20 protein-coding genes and 1 pseudogene are annotated in these 25,064 nt (G+C 62.8%); 10 read left to right on the top strand and 11 right to left on the bottom strand.

The features are described 5' to 3' along the window. Positions 1-92: 92 nt before the first annotated feature. From OKW26_RS09590 to OKW26_RS09575, 4 genes are all read right to left on the bottom strand, one after another. On the bottom strand, positions 93-1,625 hold the full coding sequence (locus OKW26_RS09590) for a carotenoid oxygenase family protein (protein WP_429353432.1): 1,533 nt from the start codon (positions 1,623-1,625) through the stop codon (positions 93-95). 28 nt (positions 1,626-1,653) lie between these two features. After that, positions 1,654-2,157, bottom strand: a complete 504-nt coding sequence (locus OKW26_RS09585) for an FAD-dependent monooxygenase (RefSeq protein ID WP_429353431.1) — start codon at positions 2,155-2,157, stop codon at positions 1,654-1,656. A 1,075-nt stretch (positions 2,158-3,232) separates the two neighbouring features. Further along, positions 3,233-3,856 carry a TetR/AcrR family transcriptional regulator gene (locus OKW26_RS09580; RefSeq protein WP_429353430.1) on the bottom strand — a complete coding sequence of 208 codons (624 nt, stop codon included), beginning with the start codon at positions 3,854-3,856 and terminating at the stop codon, positions 3,233-3,235. A 1,185-nt stretch (positions 3,857-5,041) separates the two neighbouring features. Continuing rightward, positions 5,042-6,313, bottom strand: coding sequence for an integrase catalytic domain-containing protein (locus tag OKW26_RS09575; protein WP_429353429.1), 1,272 nt, complete (start codon positions 6,311-6,313; stop codon positions 5,042-5,044). Positions 6,314-6,781: 468 nt separating this feature from the next. On the opposite strand from OKW26_RS09575, the gene OKW26_RS09570 reads away from it, so the two are divergent. Further along, complete coding sequence (locus OKW26_RS09570; RefSeq protein WP_429354201.1) at positions 6,782-8,053, top strand: IS110 family transposase; 1,272 nt, start codon at positions 6,782-6,784, stop codon at positions 8,051-8,053. A gap of 230 nt (positions 8,054-8,283) precedes the next feature. Here OKW26_RS09570 and OKW26_RS09565 read toward each other — a convergent pair whose 3' ends face one another. Both OKW26_RS09565 and OKW26_RS09560 read right to left on the bottom strand, forming a co-directional pair. Beyond that, positions 8,284-9,042, bottom strand: a complete 759-nt coding sequence (locus OKW26_RS09565) for an SDR family oxidoreductase (RefSeq protein ID WP_429353428.1) — start codon at positions 9,040-9,042, stop codon at positions 8,284-8,286. Positions 9,043-9,126: 84 nt separating this feature from the next. After that, on the bottom strand, positions 9,127-9,876 hold the full coding sequence (locus OKW26_RS09560) for an SDR family oxidoreductase (protein WP_429353427.1): 750 nt from the start codon (positions 9,874-9,876) through the stop codon (positions 9,127-9,129). Between the two features lie 95 nt (positions 9,877-9,971). On the opposite strand from OKW26_RS09560, the gene OKW26_RS09555 reads away from it, so the two are divergent. Next, positions 9,972-10,889, top strand: coding sequence for an AraC family transcriptional regulator (locus tag OKW26_RS09555; protein ID WP_429353426.1), 918 nt, complete (start codon positions 9,972-9,974; stop codon positions 10,887-10,889). A gap of 421 nt (positions 10,890-11,310) precedes the next feature. Here the strand turns inward: OKW26_RS09555 and OKW26_RS09550 are convergent, their stop codons facing one another. Continuing rightward, the gene (locus OKW26_RS09550) at positions 11,311-12,147 is read right to left on the bottom strand and encodes an MFS transporter (protein ID WP_429353425.1); all 837 of its coding nucleotides are present in this window, start codon (positions 12,145-12,147) and stop codon (positions 11,311-11,313) included. Beyond that, positions 12,144-12,998 (bottom strand): class I SAM-dependent methyltransferase, encoded by an 855-nt coding sequence (locus OKW26_RS09545; protein WP_429353424.1) that lies wholly within the window; start codon positions 12,996-12,998, stop codon positions 12,144-12,146. Before OKW26_RS09545 ends, OKW26_RS09550 begins: the two co-directional genes overlap by 4 nt. A gap of 132 nt (positions 12,999-13,130) precedes the next feature. Between OKW26_RS09545 and OKW26_RS09540 the strand changes: the two are divergent. The 5 genes and pseudogenes from OKW26_RS09540 to OKW26_RS09520 form a co-directional block, all read left to right on the top strand. Further along, positions 13,131-14,042 (top strand): annotated as a pseudogene (locus OKW26_RS09540) (LysR family transcriptional regulator); the annotation flags it as partial. Positions 14,043-14,260: 218 nt separating this feature from the next. Further along, positions 14,261-14,461, top strand: coding sequence for a hypothetical protein (locus OKW26_RS09535; RefSeq protein ID WP_090812297.1), 201 nt, complete (start codon positions 14,261-14,263; stop codon positions 14,459-14,461). Positions 14,462-14,503: 42 nt separating this feature from the next. Beyond that, complete coding sequence (locus OKW26_RS09530) at positions 14,504-15,151, top strand: NADPH-dependent F420 reductase (RefSeq protein WP_429291275.1); 648 nt, start codon at positions 14,504-14,506, stop codon at positions 15,149-15,151. A 9-nt stretch (positions 15,152-15,160) separates the two neighbouring features. After that, positions 15,161-15,571 carry an ester cyclase gene (locus OKW26_RS09525; RefSeq protein ID WP_429353423.1) on the top strand — a complete coding sequence of 137 codons (411 nt, stop codon included), beginning with the start codon at positions 15,161-15,163 and terminating at the stop codon, positions 15,569-15,571. 273 nt (positions 15,572-15,844) lie between these two features. Beyond that, positions 15,845-16,702 carry an MBL fold metallo-hydrolase gene (locus OKW26_RS09520; RefSeq protein ID WP_429353422.1) on the top strand — a complete coding sequence of 286 codons (858 nt, stop codon included), beginning with the start codon at positions 15,845-15,847 and terminating at the stop codon, positions 16,700-16,702. Between the two features lie 393 nt (positions 16,703-17,095). Here the strand turns inward: OKW26_RS09520 and OKW26_RS09515 are convergent, their stop codons facing one another. Next, a complete protein-coding gene (locus OKW26_RS09515) occupies positions 17,096-18,055 on the bottom strand; it encodes an IS5 family transposase (RefSeq protein WP_429353421.1) in 960 nt (319 codons plus the stop codon). A gap of 208 nt (positions 18,056-18,263) precedes the next feature. Between OKW26_RS09515 and OKW26_RS09510 the strand changes: the two genes are divergently transcribed. Then, the gene (locus OKW26_RS09510; RefSeq protein ID WP_429353420.1) at positions 18,264-19,979 is read left to right on the top strand and encodes a phage integrase family protein; all 1,716 of its coding nucleotides are present in this window, start codon (positions 18,264-18,266) and stop codon (positions 19,977-19,979) included. A 214-nt stretch (positions 19,980-20,193) separates the two neighbouring features. Continuing rightward, positions 20,194-20,463 carry a DUF1488 family protein gene (locus OKW26_RS09505; RefSeq protein WP_429353419.1) on the top strand — a complete coding sequence of 90 codons (270 nt, stop codon included), beginning with the start codon at positions 20,194-20,196 and terminating at the stop codon, positions 20,461-20,463. Between the two features lie 691 nt (positions 20,464-21,154). Here OKW26_RS09505 and OKW26_RS09500 read toward each other — a convergent pair. Further along, positions 21,155-21,790 (bottom strand): TetR/AcrR family transcriptional regulator, encoded by a 636-nt coding sequence (locus tag OKW26_RS09500; protein ID WP_429353418.1) that lies wholly within the window; start codon positions 21,788-21,790, stop codon positions 21,155-21,157. A gap of 92 nt (positions 21,791-21,882) precedes the next feature. Between OKW26_RS09500 and OKW26_RS09495 the strand changes: the two genes are divergently transcribed. Continuing rightward, on the top strand, positions 21,883-22,656 hold the full coding sequence (locus OKW26_RS09495) for an SDR family oxidoreductase (RefSeq protein WP_429353417.1): 774 nt from the start codon (positions 21,883-21,885) through the stop codon (positions 22,654-22,656). A gap of 387 nt (positions 22,657-23,043) precedes the next feature. Here OKW26_RS09495 and OKW26_RS09490 read toward each other — a convergent pair whose 3' ends face one another. Continuing rightward, positions 23,044-24,873, bottom strand: a complete 1,830-nt coding sequence (locus tag OKW26_RS09490) for an ABC transporter transmembrane domain-containing protein (protein ID WP_429353416.1) — start codon at positions 24,871-24,873, stop codon at positions 23,044-23,046. Between the last annotated feature and the right edge of the window lie 191 nt (positions 24,874-25,064).

Here is a 25,064-nt window from a genome sequence, read left to right as displayed (position 1 = left end):
GCGCTTTGCCGGACGGACGCACCCGCTCATACTCAGGCCGGCCGTCACGGCCAGGCAGCCCTGAGTCACGGCCTGACCCGGGCTAGTGCTGCTTATCGGGAAGCCTTTGTCAGTTCCGCGTTGTCGAGCCAGAGGGTGTGCACCCCGGTCGGCAGGCGCATCGGCAGGCTCACCGTGGCGACGGGACCGGCGCCAAGGTCGGCGGTGTCGACGATGACAAGGTCGTTCAGCATGGTGTTCCAGCGGTCAACGAGCATGATCAGCCAGCCGTCGCCTTCGGGAGCATCGGGGCCGCGCGGGATGAAGAGCGGCTCCTGGATGCTTGACTGTCGGCCGGGAACGAACCGCGAGACCACACGGTTTTCGACGAAGTCGTAGCGGATGACGGCATTCAGGCCCATCGCCCTCAGATTGCTATCGGAGCTGTCCAGGTCGAGCTCGCCGTCGTGCGGATGGACAATGGCGGCAAAGCCAACACGGTGGCGGGCGGTCTGTTTCCGGGGGTCGACACTCGGGTAATCGGCGTAGTTGTTGTCGAGGATGTGTTCCTGGAAGCCGGCGTCGGGATTGTTGTAGTCCAGTGTCCAGCGGGTGATACGGGTGACGGTCTTTGGCGGGTCGATCGGACTGCCGTACGTGTCGGGGTAGAAGCACGGAGCGCTGATCGCCTCGCCCACGCACGCGTCGATAGTGATCGCCGTGCCGTCGTTACTGGAATTAAAGAAGTGGTAGGCCCAGCGCGGGGGGCCGGTGAACCAGCGCACGTCGGCGGCCGTCCCTCGGCGTGGCATGACGCCCAGATAGGTGTCGCATTTCGGGTCCCAGCGCCAATGCTGGCCGCCCGCCTTTAGCCGGTCGAGGTCGGCGGTTGCAGGGAACACTGTGAAGATCACGTAGTCGTCGCTGACCACAAAGTCGTGCATGAACCCAACGTACGGGGCCTGCAGCCAGGCTTCGTGGGTAATCTGGCCGTCCGGGCCGGCGACGTAGTAGGCGATGTCGCGGGTGGCCAGTCCTTTAGCCTCGTAGCCGAAGAAGAACATCTCACCGGTTCGCTGGTCGATCTTCGGGTGCGCAGTGAACGTCTTGCTTGTCAGCTTGCCGTTGAAGGCCCATTCCCCCTGCGTCTCCAGGGTGACCGGATCGACGGCGACCGGGCGTGCGTCCTCCTTGAGGGTTAGCAGCTTCCCACCACTAAAGACGAACGCCGTGTTGGCATTGCCCCGATTGACACCGGCCACCGACGGGTCGTCGGTGAACGGGTTCCGGTAGGCGCCAAACAGCGCGCGGCGTGCGCTCCGCTCCGCGCGCAGCTTTTCCGTCATCACGTAGCGGCTGCGGTAGTCGACGTGGCCGTCTGCGATGGTGAACATCCGGATCATCCCGTCACCGTTGAAGAAGACGTCGTCGCCGAGGCGGGGCGAGAACTGCGTGTCGGCCGCCATCGTGTAGAAGCGACCGTTCAGCTCACGCGGGACGGAGCCCTGCACTACCTCGAGGTCGAAGATGTCGCCCTCGATCCGCGACGGACGGATCCAGCCCTGAAACCTCGGCACGTCCGGGAACGGCAGCCCTGGTCGGTGTGTAACGGGAAAGACGGCTGCTTGCTCGACATTGGTGGACATGGGATCTCCTTTGCTTGAATTAGCTCTGTCAGTGAAAACAACTGCTGCTGCATGGACGATGAAGTTGACGGCGCGTGCGAGCCGGCATGAATGCGTCCGTTCTGCGCCGAGCCGGCTGCCTGGGCTCGTACGTGCCTATCAGCCACCCGTCAGCGGTGCCGCACGGCAATAGCGGTAGATTCCAGGCGCGGTTAGCCGCGTCGCGCATTGCGTGACCCCCACCCTGGCCCATGTATGGCGGTATCGCGCGTGCGGCGTGCCCGCCAATGAACGGACGGGGCTCGGCCCAGCCGTCCGTACTGCTCAGGCGCCTCGTTGGCCGGCCATCGCCCGGCACGTCGCGCACCAGGACGCGCAAGCGCGAAGCAGGCGTCGGCTCACTGCGTTGGGGGTGGTAAGCGCGCAACGAACATCTCGCGCCGACATGCAGCTGCACCGCCGGTGAACTCTCGCGCGCAACGCAGAGACGAATCAGCGGTGCTCCTGGCCGCAGTGGGCAGGTGACGTGAGTCGGAGTTTCGATGGGGCTCATGGGAGGTCGGGCTGACGGTACGTCGCTGCCTGGAGTGTTGACGTTTAAGATCACTGTTGAACACAAGTGTACACGGCAAGCTAGTAATGTTCATCATCGATTACCCTTGGTTCCCTCGCTGTCACACCGTTTTCGCATTAGTGAACAAGTTGGTGGCTCTCGAGGCGCCGGCTCCATGAACTTGTCGGAGCGAGCGCTCCCCCGGCCGCGATAGCGGCAACCAGACGGCCCCGCTAAAGTTCGTCGGCAAGGATGGATATCGCGCGGGCGAGCGTCGGGTAAAGGAAACCGAGGCACCGGTAGTCGCCCGCCCGGTACCTGGTCGCGCTCAAGGTCGCGATACGCTCTTGGCCGCAAGCGGCGTGGAAACCTTAAGCAATTAGCCGAAGGCTTTGCGGTAGCCCGCGACCGACGAAGCCGGTGGCAATGCATGACGGCGAACGCGGTGCAGGCGTGCGCATCGACATGGCGCGGCAGGTCGTGCGCACTGACGTTTATCGGGATCGCCGTGCCGGAGCCCGTTTCTACGTTTCTACGCTGATCGTCCGGTCATATTGTTGTAGCTCGCATAGTCGTAACCGCCGCGGCCGTTGATCGTGTCGTTCGGGAAATGATCGCGGGAACCGCCCGTAGTCCCCGGTCCATGCTTGCGGGTCTGCAGAACAGACGCGATACCCCTTGGTACGCCGCACCACGGGGCGCGCGAACGCAGCCTAGGCTGGGTACCGGTTCGCCTGCCCGATCACCCGCAGCACGGGTCAATTGAGCGACACCGCGCTGCCGGAAGCTCAGTTCACAAGGTCCCGCCTGGGATGGCGGGCATGCTGGTGCAGTCGTTCTGGACCGCGGACGCCGTGCCCTGCTGACCGACGTTCGACGCCAGAGTCGTCTCGACAGGGGCAGCTCCGACGGATCAAGCGCTTGGACGTCGCCGAGGATTCTAATGACTGAACGTCAAAGCGGAAGTGGACCGGGATGTCCGGCGGAAGATGCAGTTTCTGACGCTGATGTTTCGCGGGGCGCCTCAAGGACGGGCACCTTGTTCACTGGCGCAGAGAAAAACGAACACGGTCCGTTACACGCATTCGGGCAGAGGCGGCAATTCGGCCGCCGCGTAGCGTCGGGCAGCGGCGACCTCCACGCCGAGACCGCGCAGGACCAGCTCTGCGGTATCAGAACCAGCGTCGCGCCACGTGCGATGGCCGTCGAGGACGAGAACGATCGAGGCGAACACGGCTCCAGCGACCAGGGCGATTGCCGAATGCAGTTGGTCTGGCCGGAAGTCATACCGATGCTGCTCCAGCCCATCGTCGAGCACGTCCCGTATCGTCGGTCCGGTCCACATGGTCTGCGTCTGTAGTGCGCCGCGACTGAAGGCGAAGCGGCTCAGGAAGCGGCCCCATTGCGGCTCTTCGTGGGCGCGACGGATGAAGTAGCGGATACCGTTTGCCAGTCGCTGTACCGGGTCCGGGACATCCGCGAAGCTTGCAACGACCCGCACGTGCATTTCTTCCGCCATCCGGGTGGCGACGGTTTCGAACAGCGCCTGGGGCGACGGAACATGGTTATAGACGGTCCCTCGTGCGATTCCGGCCGCCTGGGCCAGCTCACTGATAGTTACCTGAGTCTCGCCCTTCTCGGCGAAAAGCTCGAATGCGGCCCGATGAATACGTGCAACGAGCTGAGAATTTTGTTCCATAGATGCACCGTTGGTATCGTGTGCATATTTGAACACAATTGTCCGCAGGTGCGCAGGATTTGCGCGCGTCGGGAAAATGGATGTCCACCGTGAGCGCAAAAATCCTGCGTGGTCTTGTCAGCCGGGTGTCGGCGCTGTCGCGATTTGAAGAATTCGCCCTAGGCGATGAACGCGCTGCCGAAGGCCGCGTGCATCGGGTCTTGAACGCTGTCGACCCTTGCGCATGCCCATCGCCGAATTGGTCGACCCGGTGCGTCAGCTCCAGCGCGCCCGCTCGCGCGCCAGCGTCAGGCACTGCTCTTTCGCGCCGTCGAACGCGCCGGTGCGGTTGACTCCATTCCGACATCATGCGCCGTCAAACTTCGCCGTAATCTCGACCAATCGGTCAACAAAAACTTAAGAAAGAGCGCGCCGCAGCACGCTCGTTTGTCTGCGTTGGACTCCGGCGAATCGGCGCCGCCAAACAAATGCGTTTTCGAGTGCCGCTCGCCGATGTCCGGTACTGGGTTGATCGTCAAATAACAGCCATTTCTCGAACGCCCCACGGAAGTGTCGCGCCATGACCTCAAAGAGCAAGGCGGGCGAAGAGTCCCCTGAACCAGCGATGTCCGGCATCCTTTTCAGCCATGGGCCCCCAAGCCAGAGCAATGTCAAACGGCGGGAGGGCCGGCCCTACGACATGCAGGTGGCATTGAGTCTGCAGCCGCTCCAGCATGCGTGTTGGTACCAGTGCCACCGCGTCAGTTTGCAACAGCAATTGCGGCAACACGCAAACTGCTCCACATACAACACGGCACTCTGGCGCGTCAGCTGCTCGTCCTGCGGCCGGTCGCTCCGGACTGTGGGGCGACAATGATTTCGTCCGGTCGTGTTGCCTCATGGGATGATGTTACTCCCGGGTGATTGTCGCTCCTGATTGTTTTGCGGTGAAGGCTGGTGCTGCGTAGCGGCACCAGCCTTCACCGCGTCCGCACCACCGAGGATCATCGTCACCAGTTCTCTCGCGCGGTTCGAGCGCCATGCCTTCACGCGGCGCTGCAGGGTGCGCAACTGGGCACTGGAGTACATCGCGGGAGCCATGGCGACGACACTTTCATGCAGCTTTCTGGCCGTAATACCGGGCTCGTTTTCAAGCCATTGCTGTATGGTCGACCATGTATGCTCGAACGGATCTTCGCGGCTGCGTCAGGTGTGTGCGACGCGCGCCTTTCGGGGATGCGTCGCTCGAACCTCTCCGTCGTGCCATGCTGTTCCAAGACTCGCCAGGAAGTCAGCGAGGGGAATCGGACCAGCCGTTTGTGTTTCTGCCGGCGCCGTGCCGGATGCACTGCATTGCGCGACGTGCTGCTGTGCTTCGCGCATGCGGCGCGACAGATCGAGTGGATCGAGCGCGCGGAACCGCGCACGCAACCGCCGTTTGATCGGCTCGGGTATCGACGGCGATCGCAGAACCCGCTCGAGGGGCGTCAGAGGCGCTTCGTAGTGCTTCGTCACCCGTGCACCGTGGCGTGTTTTCGATTTCAGCTTGAATGACGGCTGGAAGAAGTTGATGTACAGCCGCGACACCTCGTAGAGGGACGCGAGGGTTCCGGTAGCGGCAAGTCCACGCAACCGGCCATACCCTACAAGACGGCGCACGACTGATCCATTCTTCTGCTCGACCCAGGCCTGGTCGTTTTTCCTGTAGGCACGTGAACGTGTCAGCTCGATACCCGTCGCCTTGCAGAAGTCGAATACGGCCTCGTTCATGAAGGCGGTATCGTTATCGCAATCCAGACCGCGTAGCGGAAACGGCAGCGCACGGCTCACCCGCTCAATGTGTTGAAGAACGAGTGCACCGCTGCGATACGGCATCGCCAGGCATTCGGTCCAGCCGGTCGCAACGTCTGTCATCGCAAAGCTGTGCACGAAGTCACCGTCGATCCTGGTGCCACCGCAATGCTCGACGAAATCCACCTCGAGATAGCCGGGTAGCGGATCTTTCCAGTCGGAGAAGGTCCGGATCGGCACCGCACGGCGAATCGCATTGCCGACTCCGCCGGCGCGCCGGCGCTGGCCGGCGAAGGCCTGCTCCCGGACCTCGCGCAGCAGCCGGTCGATGGTGGCGGCGCTGATCTGGTTCAGCCGTTGGCGCAGCTGCTTCGATAGCGTCAGATGGCCGTGCCGGGTCATCGAATCGATCAGCGCGGGGATGAGCGCTTTCAGTCGTTTGCCGCAGTTCCGGTCGGCAGCCTCCCACAGCGTGATCAGCGCAGCCTGCACCTGGTCGTCGTAGCGTCGCTGCGGCCCGGGCTTCGCTTCTGAAGGCTGAGCCTCCCGGCACAGCACACGGATAGCGTGCTTGCGATGATAACCGCTCACCTCAACAAACTCGTCGAGTATCTCGCGCTTCTCGTTCCGGTCGGAACGGCGGTACCGCTCACCGACTGCCTCAGTCAATTCCCGTCGTGTTGTCATGCTGAGCCGCCTCGTCATAAGTCGCTCCCGCCAGCATTCTGACGGGTAGCAAATTACATGAGGCAACAGCCGCTGCTTGGTAGCAAAAATCCTGAGTCAATGCGCCGGACTTCCTGCTTGACGCTCTCCACCATCACAGCGAACACGCATCGATTTACATAAAACCTGGTCTCGTACGGCCGTCTCGGGCGGCGAAAATCGACCCTGTATAGATAGTCCGTTCCGCTTTCACTGATACTGGTAGCACTGGCAGCTTGCTGCCAGCGCAAGCGGAACATGCACCCGCGGGCTACGAATATCTCGACCCAAACGCCTGGACGTTTGCGGCTTTAGCTTCGAGTCCGCGGGTGCGCTTGCGCTCGTCAACGAATACTCAGGGTTCGCCGTCGCACCGGCTCACTATATTGGCTTCGCAGAGCGCAAGCATGCATGTCCCTGCCAGACAATCTATCACTTGCAGAGGTTCACATGTCGCCTCTATCGGATCAGCAGTTTGCAGCGTATGTTGGCATCGACTGGGCGGATACGAAACACGATATCTGCCTGCAGGCTGCCGACGACACCAGGCGAGAGTTCAGTTGTGTTCCTCATCAGGTCGCATGCATTGATGAGTGGGCAAAGGGATTGCATCAGCGCTTTGACGGCATGATCGCAGTTGCCCTCGAGCTGGCAAGGGGACCAATCGTTTCCGCGCTTCAGAAGTATGATTTCCTGGTCCTCTTTCCGATTAATCCATCGACGCTCGCAAAATACCGCGAGGCGTTCAAACCGGGTCGGGCCAAAGACGATCCCACCGATGCCGAGCTGGCACTCGATCTGCTGCTTCGCCATCCCGAACGGTTCGCTCCACTGAGGCCGCAAAGCGCGGGCATGCGTTGTCTGACGAGCCTCATCGAGCAGCGCCGTGAAATGGTCGGCGACAAGACGCGATTCACTAACCGCCTATGCAATACGCTCAAGCAGTATTATCCGCAGGCACTGGAATGGTTCGCGCACATCGACACGGTACTGTTCTGCGACTTCATCGCGCGCTGGCCGACGCTTTCATCCGTCAAACGCGCCCACCGCAGTACCCTTGAGGCGTTCTTCCATGCGCACAATTGCCGCCGCCCCAGGGTGATCGAAATGCGTCTGGAGTCCATCCGCTCGGCCATCCCTCTGACCGAGGATCCCGGCATCCTCTCACCCTGCCGGCTGCACGCGCTGGCGCTGGTGGCACAACTGCGAACGGCTCTCGCTGGGATCGATGTGTTCGACAGGGAGATTGCGACGGTCGCGCGAACGCTACCTGACTTCGCCCTGTTTGAATGCCTGCCGGGAGCGGGCCCACATCTGACACCGCGGCTGCTTGCCGCATTCGGCGAGCAGCGTGAGCGCTTCAGGCACGCTGCTGAACTGCAGAAGTATTCCGGCATTGCGCCGGTCACTGAGCGCAGTGGCAAGAAATGCTGGGTGCACTGGCGCTGGCAATGTCCGACGTTCCTGCGCCAGACATTCGTGGAATGGGCCGGCCAGACCATCAACAAATCGTTCTGGGCGGGCGCTTACTACCGGCAACAGCGAGCGAAGGGCAGTTCGTATCAGTCCGCCGTCAGGGCTTTGGCATTCAAGTGGATACGGATCCTCTACCGCTGCTGGCAAACACGGACACTGTACGACGAGAGTGTCTATCTGAATGCATTGAGGAAGCGCGGCTCGCCTCTCCTCGGAAGCCTCGCACTTCCCCCTCGAAATACTTGACGGACGGACTCAGGGCGTGAAGGCGCCGCTCGAACTCGCGCGACAGCAACGGCTGGCTCCGAGGTGCAACTGCCGGTCGCCTCATCGAATTTGCCGAGTGGCCGGTCAGCCGGCATCAATCCGATGAAAGCAAAACACAACGCAGTGACCGATTGTTCAGGCGAACGGGCCGATTTGCATCCGCCCCGGCCCAATCCATCGATCCCTTCGATCGCGCGCCCGCGACTCCCTCACCACGGGATCGTTTCATTCTCCCAGCGCGTGAATGTCCCTGTGGGGCTGTCCGAGCCCAGCAGCGCGACGCGCACCGCTTCGCGAGCGCCTTCCTCGACGGTCTCGGTGCCCGCATATCCATTGAGGTTCGTCCTGGTAAAGCCCGGGGAGACAGCGTTGACCCTGATCCCGTCCACCTCCAGCTCGATCGCCATGGCGACTGTCAAGGCGTTGAGAGCCGTTTTGGACGCCGGATAGACGGGGCCGAAAATCGCACGGTACGCGAAGGCCGGGTCCGAGTTCGTCGTTAGCGACCCAACGCCGCTCGACACGTTGACGATGCGGGCGCCCGGCGTCGCGCGCAGAAGCGGCAGCATCGCCTGATAAACGGCGAGCACGCCGAACACGTTGGTGTCCCACACCGCGCGCATCTCATCGAGGGACACGTTGCTTGGGCGGGTCGTCTTCGCGTACTCCTCGACGGACTGACCGGACCGCTTTTTCGTGTTCGAAATCGCGGCGTTCTGGATGAGCACGTCGAGGCGGCCGAACTCGTTGCGTACGCGCTCCGCCGCGGCTATGACCGAAGCCTGATCCGTCACGTCGAGTTGGAGCGCGTGCCCGTCCGGCCCCACCTCCTTGGCCGCAGCCTCGCCGCGCTCGAGATTGCGCGACCCGACCAGCACAGTGAAGCCGTGCACCGCGAGATCCCTGGCGATCTGAAGGCCTATGCCTCGATTAGCCCCGGTGATCAGGGCAACGGGTTTGTCCTGCATGGCAATCTCCTTGCGGTGTTGCGCTGTAGCGCGCAAAAGCCAGTTCCGTTTTTCAGTTCAGCTCAGGGCGATGCCACTGGCTGGTTAGTGAGCCTCGGCCGCCCAGGCTTCGGCGTCGGCGCCGGCCGGGATGCGCATCGGCGCTGACGGATCGGTCGTCGCGCGCCACACCGCTTCGGCGACGTCCTGCGCCCGGGTGACCGGGGCAGACGTATCCCCCAGCCGCGCGAAGACCGCCTTGACGAGATCGGCATAGGCATCGTGATCGAGGCCGTGCATGTGGGCGCGCGCGTTGTCTCCGAAGCGGGTGTCGGGCGCACGTCCCGGCAGCACCAGGCGCGCCCGGATGCCGAACTGTTCGAGCTCCAGCGCCATCGACTCGGTGAACGCATTCACCGCCGCCTTGCTTGCACGGTACGCGGCAATCAGGGGCAGGGCCTTCAGCGTCACGCTCGACGTGACGTTCACGATCACGCCGGCCCTGCGCTGGCGAAACTGGGGCAGCACCGCTTGCGTCAATGCGATCGTGCCGAAGGTATTGGTTTCGAAAATTTCGCGTACCGTTGCGATCGGGACGAACTCGGCTGGGGACGCCGCGCCGAACCCCGCGTTATTGACGAGCACGTCGATCGGGCCGGCGGCCGCGACAGTCTCGCGAATGCTCTCCGGATTCGTGACGTCGAGCGCCAGCACGCGCAGGTGGTCTGAAGGCTGCAGCACGTCGGCACGCGGCGTGCGCATCGTGGCGATGACCTGCCAGTCGCGCGCCAGGAAGTAGCGGGCGATCTCGAGGCCGAATCCGGAAGAGCAGCCGGTGATCAGTACTGTTTTCATGGAGACTCCTGTGGGGGTTCGAGTCCATAAGGTAGATCGCCAGAGTCGTACTTGCTACAATCAATCATCCGAATTTCATTTGCAGGAGTCCGGCGATGATCGACCCGTTGGCGGAAGTCGTGACGCTGCTGCAGCCGGGTGCCCGGTTCTCCAAGCTCGTCCAAGGCGCTAGTCCCTGGCGCGTCAGCCGCTCGGACGCCGGCCAGCCGTTCTATTGCGTGATCCTCGAAGGCGGGTGCCGCATCGCGATCGACGGACATGAGCCCATCGAGCTCCTGTCGGGTGACTTTGTCCTGATTCCCGCGGCCTACGGCATCGCGATGTCGAGCATCGAACCGCCACCACCGGGTGTCGAGACGCTGACGCCCATCGCGCTGGGCAACGGTGAATTCAGAATCGGCGACCCCGGTAGCCCCATCGACGCGCGCATGGTGGCCGGCTACTGCAGCTTCGGCTCACCGGATGCGTCCCTGCTGGTTTCGCTGCTACCGCAGTTCGTGCATGTCCGCGGAGAACAGCGGTTGGCCACGCTCGTGCAACTGGTGCGAGAGGAAACACGCGAGCAGCGGCCTGCGCGCGAGGTCTTGCTCTCACGACTGCTGGAAGTGCTGCTCATCGAAGCGCTGCGGTCCGCGGCACAGACCAAAGCGTCGCCGGGCCTGGTGCGCGGGCTTTCCGACGGCCGCCTCGCGGCCGCGATCCGCAGGATGCACGAACGTCCGACGCGCGCGTGGACCGTTGCTGAGCTCGCCAAGGAGGCCGCGCTCTCGCGCTCGACCTTTTTCGAGCGCTTCAGCCGCACGGTCGGCATCGCGCCGATGGAATATCTGCTCACCTGGCGCATGGCACTCGCGAAGGACCTGCTGCGTCGCAATGAAGGCCGCATCGCTGAGATTGCGCAGCGCGTCGGCTACAGTTCAGCCAGCACCTTCAGCGTCGCCTTCACGCGGCACGTCGGTCGGCCGCCCACGCAGTATGCGCGCGAGGAGCAGGCGGTCGCGAACGGCGCATGAGGCGGCTCAAATAGGCTGTTCTCAGATCTGGACGCGCGTCCCTATTCGATCCGCACTCACCAGGAATGTCCGCTATCGAGACCGCTACAGCCCATCGAATGACTGCCGTCTACGGCCGATGGGCGACCGCAGCTGGCCCGGGCCCGGACGGTCGACCTGTGTTGCTGCGGTTGCGCCGCAGCATCGCCGCCAACTTCCGTAGCCGACTCACTGCTGCCGGCCGGGTCGAGGGTGCTTGAACGGCAGTTCGCAATTGCCTGCAGGCTGAGTTTGTCTGTTGCAGCCTCTTCCTTCAGAAGGTGCATGAACGGGACAAAACTAGAGTAAGGGCTCAATCGCGTCTACAGGCCGACCTTGATCGTGCGGAATGGAGAGCCTTTCGCAGACGGGTCAGGATCCTCGGTAAGGAGCAGGAACGAGATCAGCCGGCGGATCGTCGGAACAGTTGGCGCAGCGACAGCGAGTGCAGCAGGATCGAGCTTGGCACCACGAATGCCGGGGTCAACACATCTGGATAAGCGCCGGCACCGATGCTTGGCACATTCGGAACGATTAGCTGGAACGGACCTGGCGAAGTGATCAACCCCACGGTGACTGCAATGGCGAAATCCGCGAGGCCGAAGATGTTCCAGATGATTGCCGCTTTCCGACCCTCGGCCGTGCCGGTCGCGACGGCGATTGCCGCCGGTACAGCGAACACGCCGGTCAGCACATCGCCGATTCCCGCCGGCAAAGCGAACGCGCTGGGCATCTCCCCACGCAGCGAGGCAGCGAGCGCCCAACTGCCGAATACGCGATAGAGCTGAATGGCAACGAGCCAGGTTACCGGCATCGCATCGAGCACCTGACCCGCCCGCCTCGACAACAGCAACAGTGGTGCACCGATCAGCACCGGTAGAAAGATCGCCAACGGCAGCAACGGCACCGGTGACGGCGACGTGCCGGTGCGGAAGACGCCATTGATGGCCGCGCTCCAGACGACAGCAAACCAAAGTGTGTATGGAATCGTGACCGCAAGCCAGGTCGTGCGGCGTTGGCCCGGCGTCAGGTCGGTGCTTTCGAGGCCGAGCCATAAACCGACCGCGATAACTGCATGGGCCGTCAGCTGGTGTGCGGTGGTTGGAACGCCGCTAGCCGGGATTATCGGCAGCCAGTAGATCAAGCCAGTCCACAGGACCGTCAGCGGTGCGATCCAAAGCAGGCCGCGCCAAGCGGGACGCGGCGGGACGATACCAACAGGAACGGGGGCGGCGATCATGAGCGGTTCTCCATGTGATTCCGGGTCTTCGTGGAGGCGGCCTCGAATACCGCAGTGAGAATGCCGAGTCGGCCTTCCATGAGATTGCGTCCCAAGTTGGTGAAAAGTTGCGCGAAGTCTGGCCCCAGCACCACGCTGAGATTTGGCGAGGGCGGCGGCCCGGACGCACGCCGTTGGATGATCCAGGCCTTTGCGGCCTCGGTGTCGTCTTGCCATGCCAGCGTGCGGAAACCTGCTTTCTCGATTGCTTCGTGTGTTGCATCGGCCGTCAGGAGAAAGCTTGTGGCCGGGGTTCGCGCCCACGGAACCGGATAGTGCAGTTTGCTGCCGTTTGCGACGACGTCGAACGTCGCAAATTTGCCGCCCGGCTTCAGGACACGCCGGATCTCTCTGTAAAGCCGCGCGCGATCGGCGATGTTCATCGCCACATGCTGCAGCAACACGACATCAAAACGGCTGTCTTCGAAGGGAACTTCCAGCGCGCTGGCGGTACGAAACGACACCTGTTCGCTCTGCCCAGTGCGCTGGGTGAGATAGCGCGCGGCATCCACGAACGGTTCACTGAGGTCAATACCCGTAACCCGGCAGCCATGGGTTGAAGCCAGAACACGGGCCGGCCCGCCGATGCCCGAACCGACGTCCAGCACCGACGTGTCGGCAGTGATCCCGGCCAATTGGGCAAGCTCGGCGGTGGCAGCGAGCCCACGGATGTGAAACTGGTCGAGGGCGTCCAGTTGCTGCGGTGTGAGCAGCTGATCCTCCCGTCCAAGGACTGCGAGTGCGGCTTTCAGTCGCTCGGTCAGGCCGGTCGCGCGATAGTGATCGCGCACGCCATCAAGCACATCGTTCATTGCGAGGTTCCTCCACGGTCTCCAGCGGATTGTTCCGGGCTCGCGCGTCGGGATCTGCGCGACGCCTCATCCGCAGGCGTAGGTGTACCATGGCATCTCGCGAGCGACTATTCATCACAATGTTGACGGGCTATGAAGCAGAACTTCACAGTCAGGCAGGGCGCGCTCGATGGCGTGGAGGCGTTCCTCAGCGTTGCCCGGCATCGCAGTTTTCGCCGGGCAGCCGCCGAACTCGGCGTGACGCCGTCGGCCGTCAGCCAGGCTGAGCGCGTACTTGAAGCGCGCATTGGCGTAGCGCTGTTCATACGCACCACGCGCAGTGTGGGTCTGACAGAAGCGGGCGAACGGTTTCGTTCGCGTGCAAAGCCTGCCTTCGAAGAGCTTGTCGCCGCCAGTGAGGTTGCGCGCGGACTCGGCCAGCGGCCCGCCGGATTGTTGCGTCTTTCAGTGCCGCGCGCGGCGGTGCCGATTCTGCTGGAACCCCTGATTGCATCGTTCTGCAAGGCTTATCCCGAGGTCGAAGTGGAGATCGACGCAAGCGAGAAGCTCATCGATCTCGCAGCGGAAGGATTCGACGCCGGCATGCGGCTAGGTCAGTTCGTCGCCGCCGACATGGTCGCGATATCGCTGACGCCTCCGTTTCGTTTCGTCATCATCGGCAGTCCTGCCTACTTCTCAGACCGCAGCCGTCCCGAACGCATCGACGATTTGCGCGAACATGCATGTTTGCGATGGCGGCGCTCCAACGGTGCGCTCGCGCCGTGGTCATTCAACGACAACGGCCGCGCGATCGAGTTTGCCGTGTCGGGCCCGCTCATCGCCCATGATTTTCCTACCATGCTGGGTGCGGCAATCGAAGGTGTAGGCCTTGCCCAGCTACCTGAACCGATGGCCGCCGAACGGCTGAGAGCGGGAAAACTGGTGCAAGTGCTGGAGCCGTTCGCGCCGGTGATACCGGGTGTGTTTCTCTACTATCCAAGCCGTCTGCAGATCATGCCGAAGCTGCGTGCGTTCATCGATCACGTAAAGAACTACTCCGCGGGCCGTGGCAAAGCGCGGGCGCATCATGACTCTGGAAATGCAGGTACTGAAGCCCGACATGAGTGGCTTGCTCGTCGGGACAACCATCTCGGGCGCCGAAGAGATCGCCAGGCTCGCGCCATGGGCGAAGTTGGTCAAGGCCATCCCGCCTTTTGCGGAGCTGATGCATTCGCCCAGCATGCTGATAGGTGGCAACCGCGCGGGCGTGTTCGTGTGCGGCGATGACAGCGATGCGCGGGCCGTGGTCGCAACACTTCGACGCCGAGCCGGTCGATGCGGGACCGCTCGCCCTTGCGCGCTACGCGGAACCGGCGGCCATGCTGCTGGTGCAACTGGCTTACGCACACGGGTTCGGCATCAGGATCGGGCTGTCGTTACTCCACGAGAAAGCGGCGAGCGTGCCTCATGACCCGCGTGCCTGAGTATTGACGTAGGGCTGGCTATGACCAACCGAGGAGGATGAGATGAACGTAGGCGTATTGGGATCAGGTGATGTCGGCCGAGCACTGGGCGCCGGCTTCGTCAAGCATGGCCACGACACGATGCTGGGCACCCGAGATCCGCACAAGAAGGAGATACAGGACTGGGTCCGCAATACAACCGGAGCCAGGGCCGGGACGTTCGACGAAGCCGCTCGGTTTGGCGAGATCGTCGTGCTAGCCGTGCTCGGCCGCATCGCTGAGAGCGTGATCGAGCTTGCGGGGCCGGAGAATCTCGCCGGCAAGACCGTCATCGATGCAACCAACCCGCTCGCCGACGAGTCGCCGGTCAACGGGGTCCTGAAATATACGACGGGACCGAACGAGTCGCTCGGCGAGAGGATTCAGGCGAAGGTTCACCTCGCCCACGTGGTCAAGGCTTTCAACAGCGTCGGCAACGCGCTCATGGTGAATCCCCATTTTTCTCAAGGCACGCCGACCATGTTTTTGTGCGGCAACAGCGACGATGCGAAGGCCCGGGTTGGCGCAATCGCCCGGCAGTTCGGATGGGAGCCCTACGACTGCGGAAGCATCGTATCGGCACGCGCGATCGAGCCGCTATGCATGCTGTGGTGCCTGCCGGGATTCCTCAGGAACGACTGGCAGCATGCGTTCAAGATGCTGACGAACTAAGCAGAAGCGATGGAGCCGCTTCAAGTACCGCTGAAGGGTGATCCCGGTCTGACGCTGGAAGAGATGAAGCGATTCGTGGCCGATCACTTCGAAGACTTCGTCAACCGGAAGAAACCGGAAGTCGCATCGGCGAACTTCAGCGCGGATTTCCTCGACCACGACGAACCGTCGGGTCCTCAGGTCGGCCCCGAAGCCGCGATGGCCATGATGAAGGCGGCTTATCAAAAGTGGCCGGACTTGCACGTCACGATCGAAGACATCATTTCCGAAGGTGACAAGGTGATGGTCAGAAACACGTGGCGCGCCACCGACGTTATCTCCGGGAAAAAGATCGAGTTTCACGGCTTTGTCCTGAGGCGGTTTGCGAACCGGAAAATTGTCGAACGATGGGCCACGTTGACGACACCGTGTGAGGCTTGATTCGAGAACGGAGGACCACGAGCATGAGCGCCCGTTACATCCGCATCGGTGACCAGGGTGTCGGGGCGAGTTCGATCCGGGCGCGGACTGCATACAGGGTCAGCCCGCGCGTAGACGGCAGGCGTCTCCGCTCTACTCACCAACACGGCTGCAGAAACTAGGCATGGACTATGCGGGTCATCGTAGCCTAATGGTCGTAACAACCCTCCGAGAACCGCGACACGCGGACGAACGTCGAGCCGGCTGATGTGCACATCGGCCAGGGAGCACCAAATGAAGCCCATACGTAATACCGACTCTGTTTCAGGCGAGTGGTACATCGATACTGCGTGCATCAATTGCGGTGCATCGCGTCACGTCGCGCCAGAGCTGATTGTTGAACGAAACGACAAGAGTGTCTTCGTTCGGCAGCCGGCGACGCCAGAAGAGCAACTTGATGCCTGGCGTGCGATGCTTGTGTGTCCTACGGCATCGGTACGCAGTGAAACAAAACAGCCTCGCCCGAACGCAGCGATTTTTCCACAGCAGATCACCTCGGACGTGTGGCGCTGTGGATTCAACGCGCGGTCGTCGTTCGGAGCACATTCTTATTTTGCATCGCGTCCGGAAGGCAATCTGCTGATCGACTCGCCTCGCTATGCGGCGGAGCTGGTGAAATGGTTTGACGGCGCCGGCGGTATTGCGCACATTCTGCTGTCGCATAGTGACGACGTCGCGGACGCTGACAAATACGCGCGTCGATTCGGTGCTCGCGTCTGGATTCATCGGGAGGACGCGTCGGCCGCCCCATATGCTACGGATCTGCTCGACGACGGGTCAGCAATGAACATTGCGGTCAACGTTCGCGCGATCCCTGTACCCGGACACACTCGGGGTAGCGTCGTGTACCTGCTTGATGATTGCGTGATGTTCTCGGGTGATTCACTTGCCTGGAGCCCACTCAAGAAGGACCTCGTCGCGTTCAGGGACGCGTGCTGGTACTCATGGACGGAGCTCACCGATTCGCTGAGCAGGCTGGCCACGTATCGCTTCGAATGGTTGCTTCCCGGTCACGGTTGGTTCGCGCAATTGCCAGCCGAGGAAATGAATTCGCGCTTGCTCGCATTGGTTGCGCGCATGCGACAAGACTGAAGTGGCCGCTCACGCAACTAATTTTGTAATCATCCTTTTGCGACCGCAGCATCGCCTGCATACCGCTGCATGAGGCCCAGAACGCAGATCCGACTTCAACTAAATTTGTAAGCATCGCAGTCGCGCCGGCAATTAAATTTGTTATTCGCTGAGCGATTTCAACCAATGTTGTAAAGGAATGGGCGGCCGGACGGCCAGATGCGATCATGGCGCACAAGCCGAAAGCCTTCTTCTGGCGCATACGCATGAAAGGCATGCACGCGATGGCAAGAGGCGGGAGCGCTGAAAAATAGGTGAACCCTATTAACAGATTTAGTTGTGTGAGCGACGGATGCATTTCGCGTTGTTGCGTAAATCAGGCGTAGAGACAACATGCCCTCTGTGATGTCGATCTCAGGCGATACGGACGGACTGCGGGCGTGCGATGGCCGCCATGCGGTTGAGCACGCCTGCACGAATCGAGACTTCGGTTGCCTGGGAGCCAATCTCGCGAGCCCACAGGCAGGAGCCCGTGAGGATCTTGAGCCGGTACATCGGGGCCTCTGCCAGCGAGCGACGATGGTAGCCACTCGCCTGCTTCCATTCACGTCTGCTGCTTGCCGCGATCGCGTCGATGGCAGCGTTGCGCCACGCCGCGCCCGGCGTGCTCACTGGCCACGGCGTCGCGCCTTCACGTGGCGGAATCGAAGGGACCGCTGTGCGCGCCGCAATTCGCGCATGGCATGCCTTGGTGTCGTAGGCACCGTCGCCGCCGATGGTATGGATTGCCACATCTGCAGGAATCTGGTCGAGCAAATCGGGCAGAACTTCGCCATCGCCTTCGTCTTGATGGGTCATAAGCGCGGCGCAAATCTGGCCCGTGTTCGCATCCATCGCCAGGTGCACCTTGCGCCACGTGCGACGTTTGGACCAGCCGTGCTTGCGTACCTTCCACTCGCCTTCGCCGTAGACCTTCAGGCCGGTGCTGTCGACTACCAGGTGCAAGGGCTCGTTGGCGCGCCGCGTTGGCAGTACAACCTTCAGTGTCTGTGCGCGGCGGCTCAAGGTCGTGTAGTTCGGCACCGGCAAGCCCGGGTAGCCGAGTTTGCGCAGACTGAGCGCGAAGCCCTGCACAGCGCGCAGCGGCAGATGAAAAACCTGCTTGAGGCCGAGCAGCATCTGGATCGCCGCATCACTGTAGGTGCGCGGTCGGCCGCGTCTGGCAAAGCCAGCCTCGGGCAGCTGCGTCAGTACGCTTTCATCAATCCACATGGTCACATCGCCTCTCGCAATCAAGCCCGCGTTGTATTCACGCCAGTTCTTGACGCGGTACGTTCCTTTGGGCTCGCTTGCCTTGCGTTCGTCCTTGCGCATCTTCTCGGTGAAAAAGTCGAGAATCTACGCAGTTCAGAGTGAAGTTAACATCCTGGTCAACCCCAGCGTTGTGCGTAAACGTCATCGCCGACCGCCGTGATTTCTGCAACAACGCCGATGCATTTGCAAAAAACGTATCGCGAAACAAATCTATAAAGATAAAGTTTTCTTATCTAAAGGTACCTGTTTTTACGCTAAACTCCGGGGTATGAAAACGCGCCTCACCCTGCCCTGCGCGCCTGCTGCTGACGCTGAATCCTCTGCATCCGGTTTTCCCGGTGCCGACGAGCTTGCCGTGCTCCGCGCGTGGTACGCCGGCGTGTCCGTGCGGCAGGCCGTGGCGCGTTACCTGCCCTCCGCACTCGGTGACGGGAAATCGGCGCGCGGCGTCCTCGGGCGCATCCGGCGCAGGCTGGTGGACATCGCGCGCGCGGCCCATCGCGACGACCTTGTCGCACTCCTCACTCATCCGGCGGCAGGACGTCAACAGCATGCGAAAGGTGCCGCGCTGGCGATCGACGCTTTGCGCACCGCACGCCCGCGGGAACCGCAGATCGCCGACGACATCGCGCAGTGGTTTTCCCCGCGCGCGGTGCGCGTACTGCACGCGTACGGCATCACGACGCTCGCCGATCTCACCGTGCGCATTCCGCGCCGGCGCCAGTGGTGGAAGGCCGTGCCGGGGCTCGGCACGGCGAGCGCCCGTTCGATCGAGGCGTTCTTCGCCGCCTGGCCCGCGCTCACGGACAGGGCGCGTGGGCTGGTGGTCGCGAGCCAGCGCGGCGACATCGTGCCGTGGGAAACCCTCAAATTGCCGCACGAGGTCGACGGCTCCGCCGGCACGTTCCGCGCACCGCCCGCCACCTGCACGCTCGACGCGTCCAACGACTACGAGGCCGTGCAGACGTGGCTGTCCCTGCACGAGTCGCCCGCCACGCAACGGACCTACCGCAAGGAAGCCGAGCGGCTGATCCTCTGGGCCATCGTCGAACGCGGCCGCGCGCTGTCGTCGCTCACGACCGAAGACGCGATTGCGTACCGGACGTTCCTGCGCCATCCGGCGCCGCGGGGACGCTGGATCGGCCCGGTGCGCCCCCGCACGTCACCGGACTGGCGGCCGTTTAACGGCACCCTCTCGGCGCGCTCGGTCGCGCACGCGCTGTCAATTCTCGGCGCCCTGTTCCGCTGGCTGGTCGAACAGCGCTACGTGCTGGCCAATCCGTTTGCCGGCATCAAGGTGCGCGGCGGCAAGACGGCATCGACGCTCGATGCGTCGCGCGCCTTTACCGACGGGGAATGGGCGCTGGTGCGTACGATGGCCGAGGGGCTGGAATGGTCTCACGGCTGGACGGTTCCGGCCGCGCAGCGCTTACGGTTCCTGCTCGATTTCGGCTTTGCGACGGGTTTGCGCGCGAGTGAGCTGGTCGGCGCGACGCTCGGCCACGTCGAGACGGACGCACGCGGCGAGCACTGGCTGCGGGTCACCGGCAAAGGCGGCAAGGTCGCGCGGGTGGCGCTGCCGCCGCTCGCGTGGGACGCACTAACCCGCTATCTGGCCGGGCGCCAGCTGCCGACTTCTACGGCGCGCTGGCGGCCGGACACACCGGTCATCGGCAGCCTGGACGCGGACAGTAGTGCGGCCATCAGCAGCGTGCGCCTGTGGAGCGTGCTTGAGCGCTTTCTCGTCCTTGCCGCCAGTGCCATCGAAACCGATCACCCACCGCTCGCGGAGAAGCTGCGCCGCGCCAGCCCCCACTGGTTGCGGCACACCCACGCTACCTACGCGCTCGGTCACGGCGCCGAACTTACCACGGTGCGCGACAACCTGCGGCACGCCTCGGTATCGACCACCTCGATCTACCTGCACAGTGACGAGGTTAAGCGCGCGCGGCAGATCAGTGAGGCGTTTACGACCCGGAAGTGAGCGCGACAACCTGCATGACCGACCGGCACGGTGGTTGACCGTTTCCTGATGACGGTTCGATCGCTGGTACAAACCGGCAAGCGGAGCGCGCAATCCTCCGCCCACTTTAGTGATGTCAGGCAGCCAGTGGCCCCATGCCGGCGACCATCGCTGGCATCATCGAAGCGATCGACAGCCTGCTCACTCGCCTACGAGATGACGCCCGGAACGAGCCATGGAAAAACCTGAATTCGAGCCGCAGATTCTGGCAAATCGACAGGGTGTGTCGTTCTGGCTCGTCCGCGGAAACACCACCGTCGAATGCATCGTCACGATTGCAGCGCTGGAGGCCCATTTCTGGCTTGAGCCGCGGGCCGGGGACGCCCGGATCCTGAGGATTTTCCGGGACGGGTACAGCCGCATCCGCGCGATCGCCGAACGGAAGCTACTTGCGCATCCGTGCGGAAGCCTGAAACTGACACCCGATGACTTCGAGCGCCCCTGAACAGCGCGGGTGAATCGGGCACGCTTCTCGAAGCATGAATAATCGGGCCGGCGGCCCTTTTTTGGGCAATGCTGTTGTGGCGGAGCCAAGCCGGCCGCTGCGAGGGCCTGACCGTTAGTTGCGTACACCAACGAATCGGTTTTGATTCTCGGGAACGCGGCACTATCTTTAGCACTTCTTAGCTGGAAAGGAGAATCGGGGCCGCTGCGGCCTGTACCTATGCGCGAGAGCGCCAGCGCTGCTCCTGCCTGCTCAGCTGGGTGGCGTCCGTCGATGCGGGGAAAGCCCGAACCATAACGTGCTCGAAGAGCCCGTCTCGGAATGGGCACATCGCCCCGCCAACCCACTCTCCGCCGGCGACGAAGCGGCATTTCAGCGGACGGCTAGCTGAGCGGTCGGGCAGCCGGCGATAATCCGGGAGGACGGCAAGTCGGCCAATGCCGACGTTGGAGAGTACTGGGTTCTAGGTCGGCAGTGGGACAGATTGCCGACGGTGGCGGCATCGAGCGGCCGGGCGGCAGCTTCCTGCATCAGCGAACTCACACTCCCGCCCCGTAGCGGACGTTTTGCGACCTCTTTCTAAGGTCCGGCATGCGCGCGAAGGTAGTCGTTCGCGTATCGATCTCGCTTGACTCCTTGTGGCCAAACCTCAGCGGTACAGCCGTGTCGTCTTTGGTGAAAACCAATGCACTCACGGAACCGGGTTCCGGCGATGACCTTGGGGCCAAGGCCATGCCGACAACGCAATATCAGCCAGCCGCTTCAGTGTCGCCCTGCATGCACGGTCACAGGCTTGCGCCGACATGCCTTGCACAACTGCGCAATAGAAGCGTGCGAGAGCTTCGGTGTCGGTCTCAGGGGCAAGCTCGCCCTCGGCGACGGCACGGTCGAGGCGTGCCTTGATGGCCTGTAGCCCAAGCTCGCGCCGCGCGGCGACCGTCTGGGCGACAGACTCGCTCTTTTCGGCATGTTGAAGAACAGCATTCGAAATCATGCAACCGCGCGGCCGTCCCGGGTCAGTAAAGCGTGCCGCGGCGTCGTGCAGGTAGAACGCTATCGCATCGTAGGCCGGCATCTTCCCTTGCAACGCTTCCAGCCACTGCTTGTTCTCACGCTCGCTGATATGGTCGAGCGCCTGTCTGTAAAGGTCCTCCTTCGAACCGAACGTTGCATAGAGGGACGGCGGCGGAATACCCATGGCTTGAGTCAGGTCGGCGATCGACGTGCCCTCGTATCCACGCTCCCAGAACAGCCGCGCGGCGACATCGAGCCCCACATCGCGGTCCAGCAACCTCGGTCTGCCACGTTTCCGGGCGGGTTCGCTCATTTTTATATCGAGTCCTACAAAAATCGTTGACGGTGGCTTCCAGTATAAATATGCTAGTGATCACTATAAATTTTATCGAGAAGGAGTGATCGATGTCTGAAAAACTTTCAAGCAAGGTGGCCCTTATAACAGGAAGCTCGCGTGGTATCGGCCGTGCTGTAGCACTGGCCTTTGCGAGAGAAGGGGCCGCGCTCATCGGTGTGCACTACGCCAGCAACGCGGATGCTGCTCACGCCACCATCCGCGAGATCGAGGCGCTCGGATCAAAAGCCGTCGCCATCAATGCGGACTTGGGTCGCGGGAAAGAAGCAACGGACAGTATCTGGGAGCAGTTCAGGGCAGCCGCGATCGCCGCCACGGGCGAACCTCGGCTTGACATTCTCGTCAACAATGCTGGCGTGGCACCGGCGATTCCCCTGACTCAGACCAGTGAATCCGTCTTCGACGAGGTCATGACCGTCAACTTCAAGGCACCGTTCTTCCTGATTCAGGCTGTTGCAGATCACATCCGAGACAATGGGCGAATCATCAACGTTTCGACGGGCTTTACGCGTGTCGCGGCTCCAACGCATCCTGCCTACGCCGCGTCGAAAGGAGCCCTTGAAACCCTCACACTGGCGCTTGCCCCTGAGTTCGGTCCTCGCGGCATCACGGTGAATACGGTCATGCCGGGCGTGACGGAGACTGACATGAATGCGGCGTGGATAACGGTACCGGAGGCGCGCGCCGGCGCGGAGGCCATGTCGGTGTTCTCGCGAGTGGGTCAACCTGCCGATGTGGCTGACGTCATCGCCTTCCTTGCATCGAATGAGGCACGCTGGACTACGGGACAGGTGATCGACGCGACGGGCGGTGCCCGCCTCTAACCATTGCGTCCGCTAGATTTAAAGGTGGCGCCAGCGCATAAAGGGTGGTGGACGTATGCGTACGTGCACTACTAAACGAGAGAAATGGCGCGACTCGCTCGCGTCTCCAAGCCCCCACCATGGGCGAAGCCTTCTGGTGGTGTGCATGGCCGATGCGAGTCCCATTTCATCTCCAGGCCATCGGCTCGTCACCTGATGGCAAACAGCCGCGTCAACTACAGTTGCCCGGTGGCAATCGAGTGATTCTGTGACCGGAACCGCGCGGGCTGCGGACATTGGCTTCATGCTCGGCACTGTCCGTTTGTGGCCGCTTATTGCCTTACGCTACCGCGTCATGTCGATCCGTTGGGAGCCCTGCGGTTGCCCGTGCCGACCTGGATCGTGTCTTCACGCCGAGTCGACGCGATCGCACTCAGCGTCGCGCTGTCCCGTATGCGCAACCTGCTCGCCAAACTGCAGGGCGGCAAGCTGGGCATAGAGCGGCGAGCTCAGAAGCAAGTCGGCGTGACGGCCCTGCGCGACGATGCGGCCTTGCTCCAGCACGACAATGCGGTCCGCTTGCTGTACGGTCGCGAGGCGGTGCGCGATGACCAGCGTGGTGCGGTTCTGCGCGGCATTGTCAAGCGCCTTCTGTACGAGGCGTTCGCTGGCAGCGTCGAGCGCGCTGGTGGCCTCGTCCAGCAGCAGGACGGGCGGATTCTTCAGGATCGCGCGGGCGATCGCAATGCGTTGGCGCTGTCCGCCAGACAGTCGTACTCCGCGCTCCCCTAGAAACGTGTCGTAGCCTTGCGGCAGTTCTTCGATAAAGCCGACCGCAGCGGCCATTTCGGCAGCCCGCTGCACTTGCGGGAGTGTGGCCTCGTGCGCGCCGTAGCGGATGTTGTCGAGCACGCTGCCCGAAAAGATCACCGATTCCTGCAGCACTGCCCCGATTCCCTTGCGCAACTCGAGGAGCGGCACCTGTCGCGTCGGGACGCCGTTGATCAGAATGTTGCCGGCCTGCGGGTCGTAAAATCGCAGCAGCAGTTGGAACAGCGTGGTCTTGCCGGCGCCGGACGGTCCAACCAGCGCGACATGTTCGCCCGCGCGGACGTCGAGCGAGAGCCCGGCGAGTGCAGCGATGCCGGGGCGGGACGGATACGAAAAGCTAACATTGTCGAAGCGGATGCCGTCCCCGCGCGCCGGCAGCGCGACCGTCGCCTCGGCCTGCACCACCGGCGAGCGTGCCACCAGCAGTTGCAACAAACGTTCGGTGGCGCCGGCAGCACGCTGCAGATCGCCCCACACTTCGGCGACAGCTCCCACAGCGCCGGCGGTGAACACCGCGTAGAGGATGAACTGGGACAACTGGCCGGCCGTCATCCGCCCGGCTAGCACAGCCTGCGCCCCAAGCCAGAGGACGAACACGACGGCGGCGAATACCAGCACGATAACCACGGCGGTCAACCAGGCACGCGCCCGAATGCGCTTGAGCGCGGTCTCAAAGGCCACCTCCACCGCGCCGGCAAACCGCCGCGCCTCAAAGGACTCCTGCGTGTACGACTGGACGGTCGGCATGGCATTGAGGACCTCGCCCGCCAGCGCGCTCGCGTTCGCTACCTTGTCCTGGCTGGCGCGCGAGAGGCGGCGCACGCGCCGACCGAAGACAACGATGGGAGCGACCACCACCACCAGCGTAGCGATGACGTAGCCTGACAGTACAGGGCTGGTCACTGCCAGCATCGCCACGCCACCGGTAAGCAGAAAGAAGTTGCGTAACCCCAACGACAGGCTGGTGCCCACCACCGTCTGAATCAAGGTGGTGTCGGTGGTGAGCCGCGACAGCACCTCTCCGGTCTGCGTGGTTTCGAAGAACTGCGGGCTCATCTCCAGCACGTGGTCGTAGACCGCACTTCGCAAATCGGCCGTGACCCGCTCGCCCAGCCACGACACGAGGTAGAAGCGCAGTGCCGTGGCGCCGGCCAGTACCAGCGAAACGGCGAATAACGCGAGGAAATAGCGATCGATATGCGTACGGTCACCCGCAGCAAAGCCACGGTCAATCAGGTATTTGAACGCCACCGGCAACGCCAGTGTGGCGCCCGCCGACGTCACCAGCGCCAGGAACGCGAGCGCCCAGCGCCCGGCATACGGGCGCATGAAGGGAAACAGGGCAAACAGGGGGCCTATAGCCCGCGAAGGCGGCGAAGGCGGCGAAGGCGGGACAGCGTCTGGCATGAGGATTCCCGAGCGGGTAGAAGTTCATCTCGATTGTGCCAGTCCTACAGATTCGAAGGCAGCGGTCGCTGTCCGACCCCACTCGGCCCTAGCAACTCGCTCGCTGATCGTCCGTTACCGGATGTGGAGCGGCCACGCGTACGGGCGAGCCGAACATCGTATTCAACGAGCGGCACGGCCCGGTCACTTCA

The sequence above is a fragment of the Paraburkholderia sp. 32 genome, from assembly GCF_050435345.1.
Lineage (GTDB): Bacteria > Pseudomonadota > Gammaproteobacteria > Burkholderiales > Burkholderiaceae > Paraburkholderia > Paraburkholderia tuberum.
Note: the sequence above shows the minus strand (reverse complement) of the source record. Positions and strands in the feature narration are given on the sequence as shown.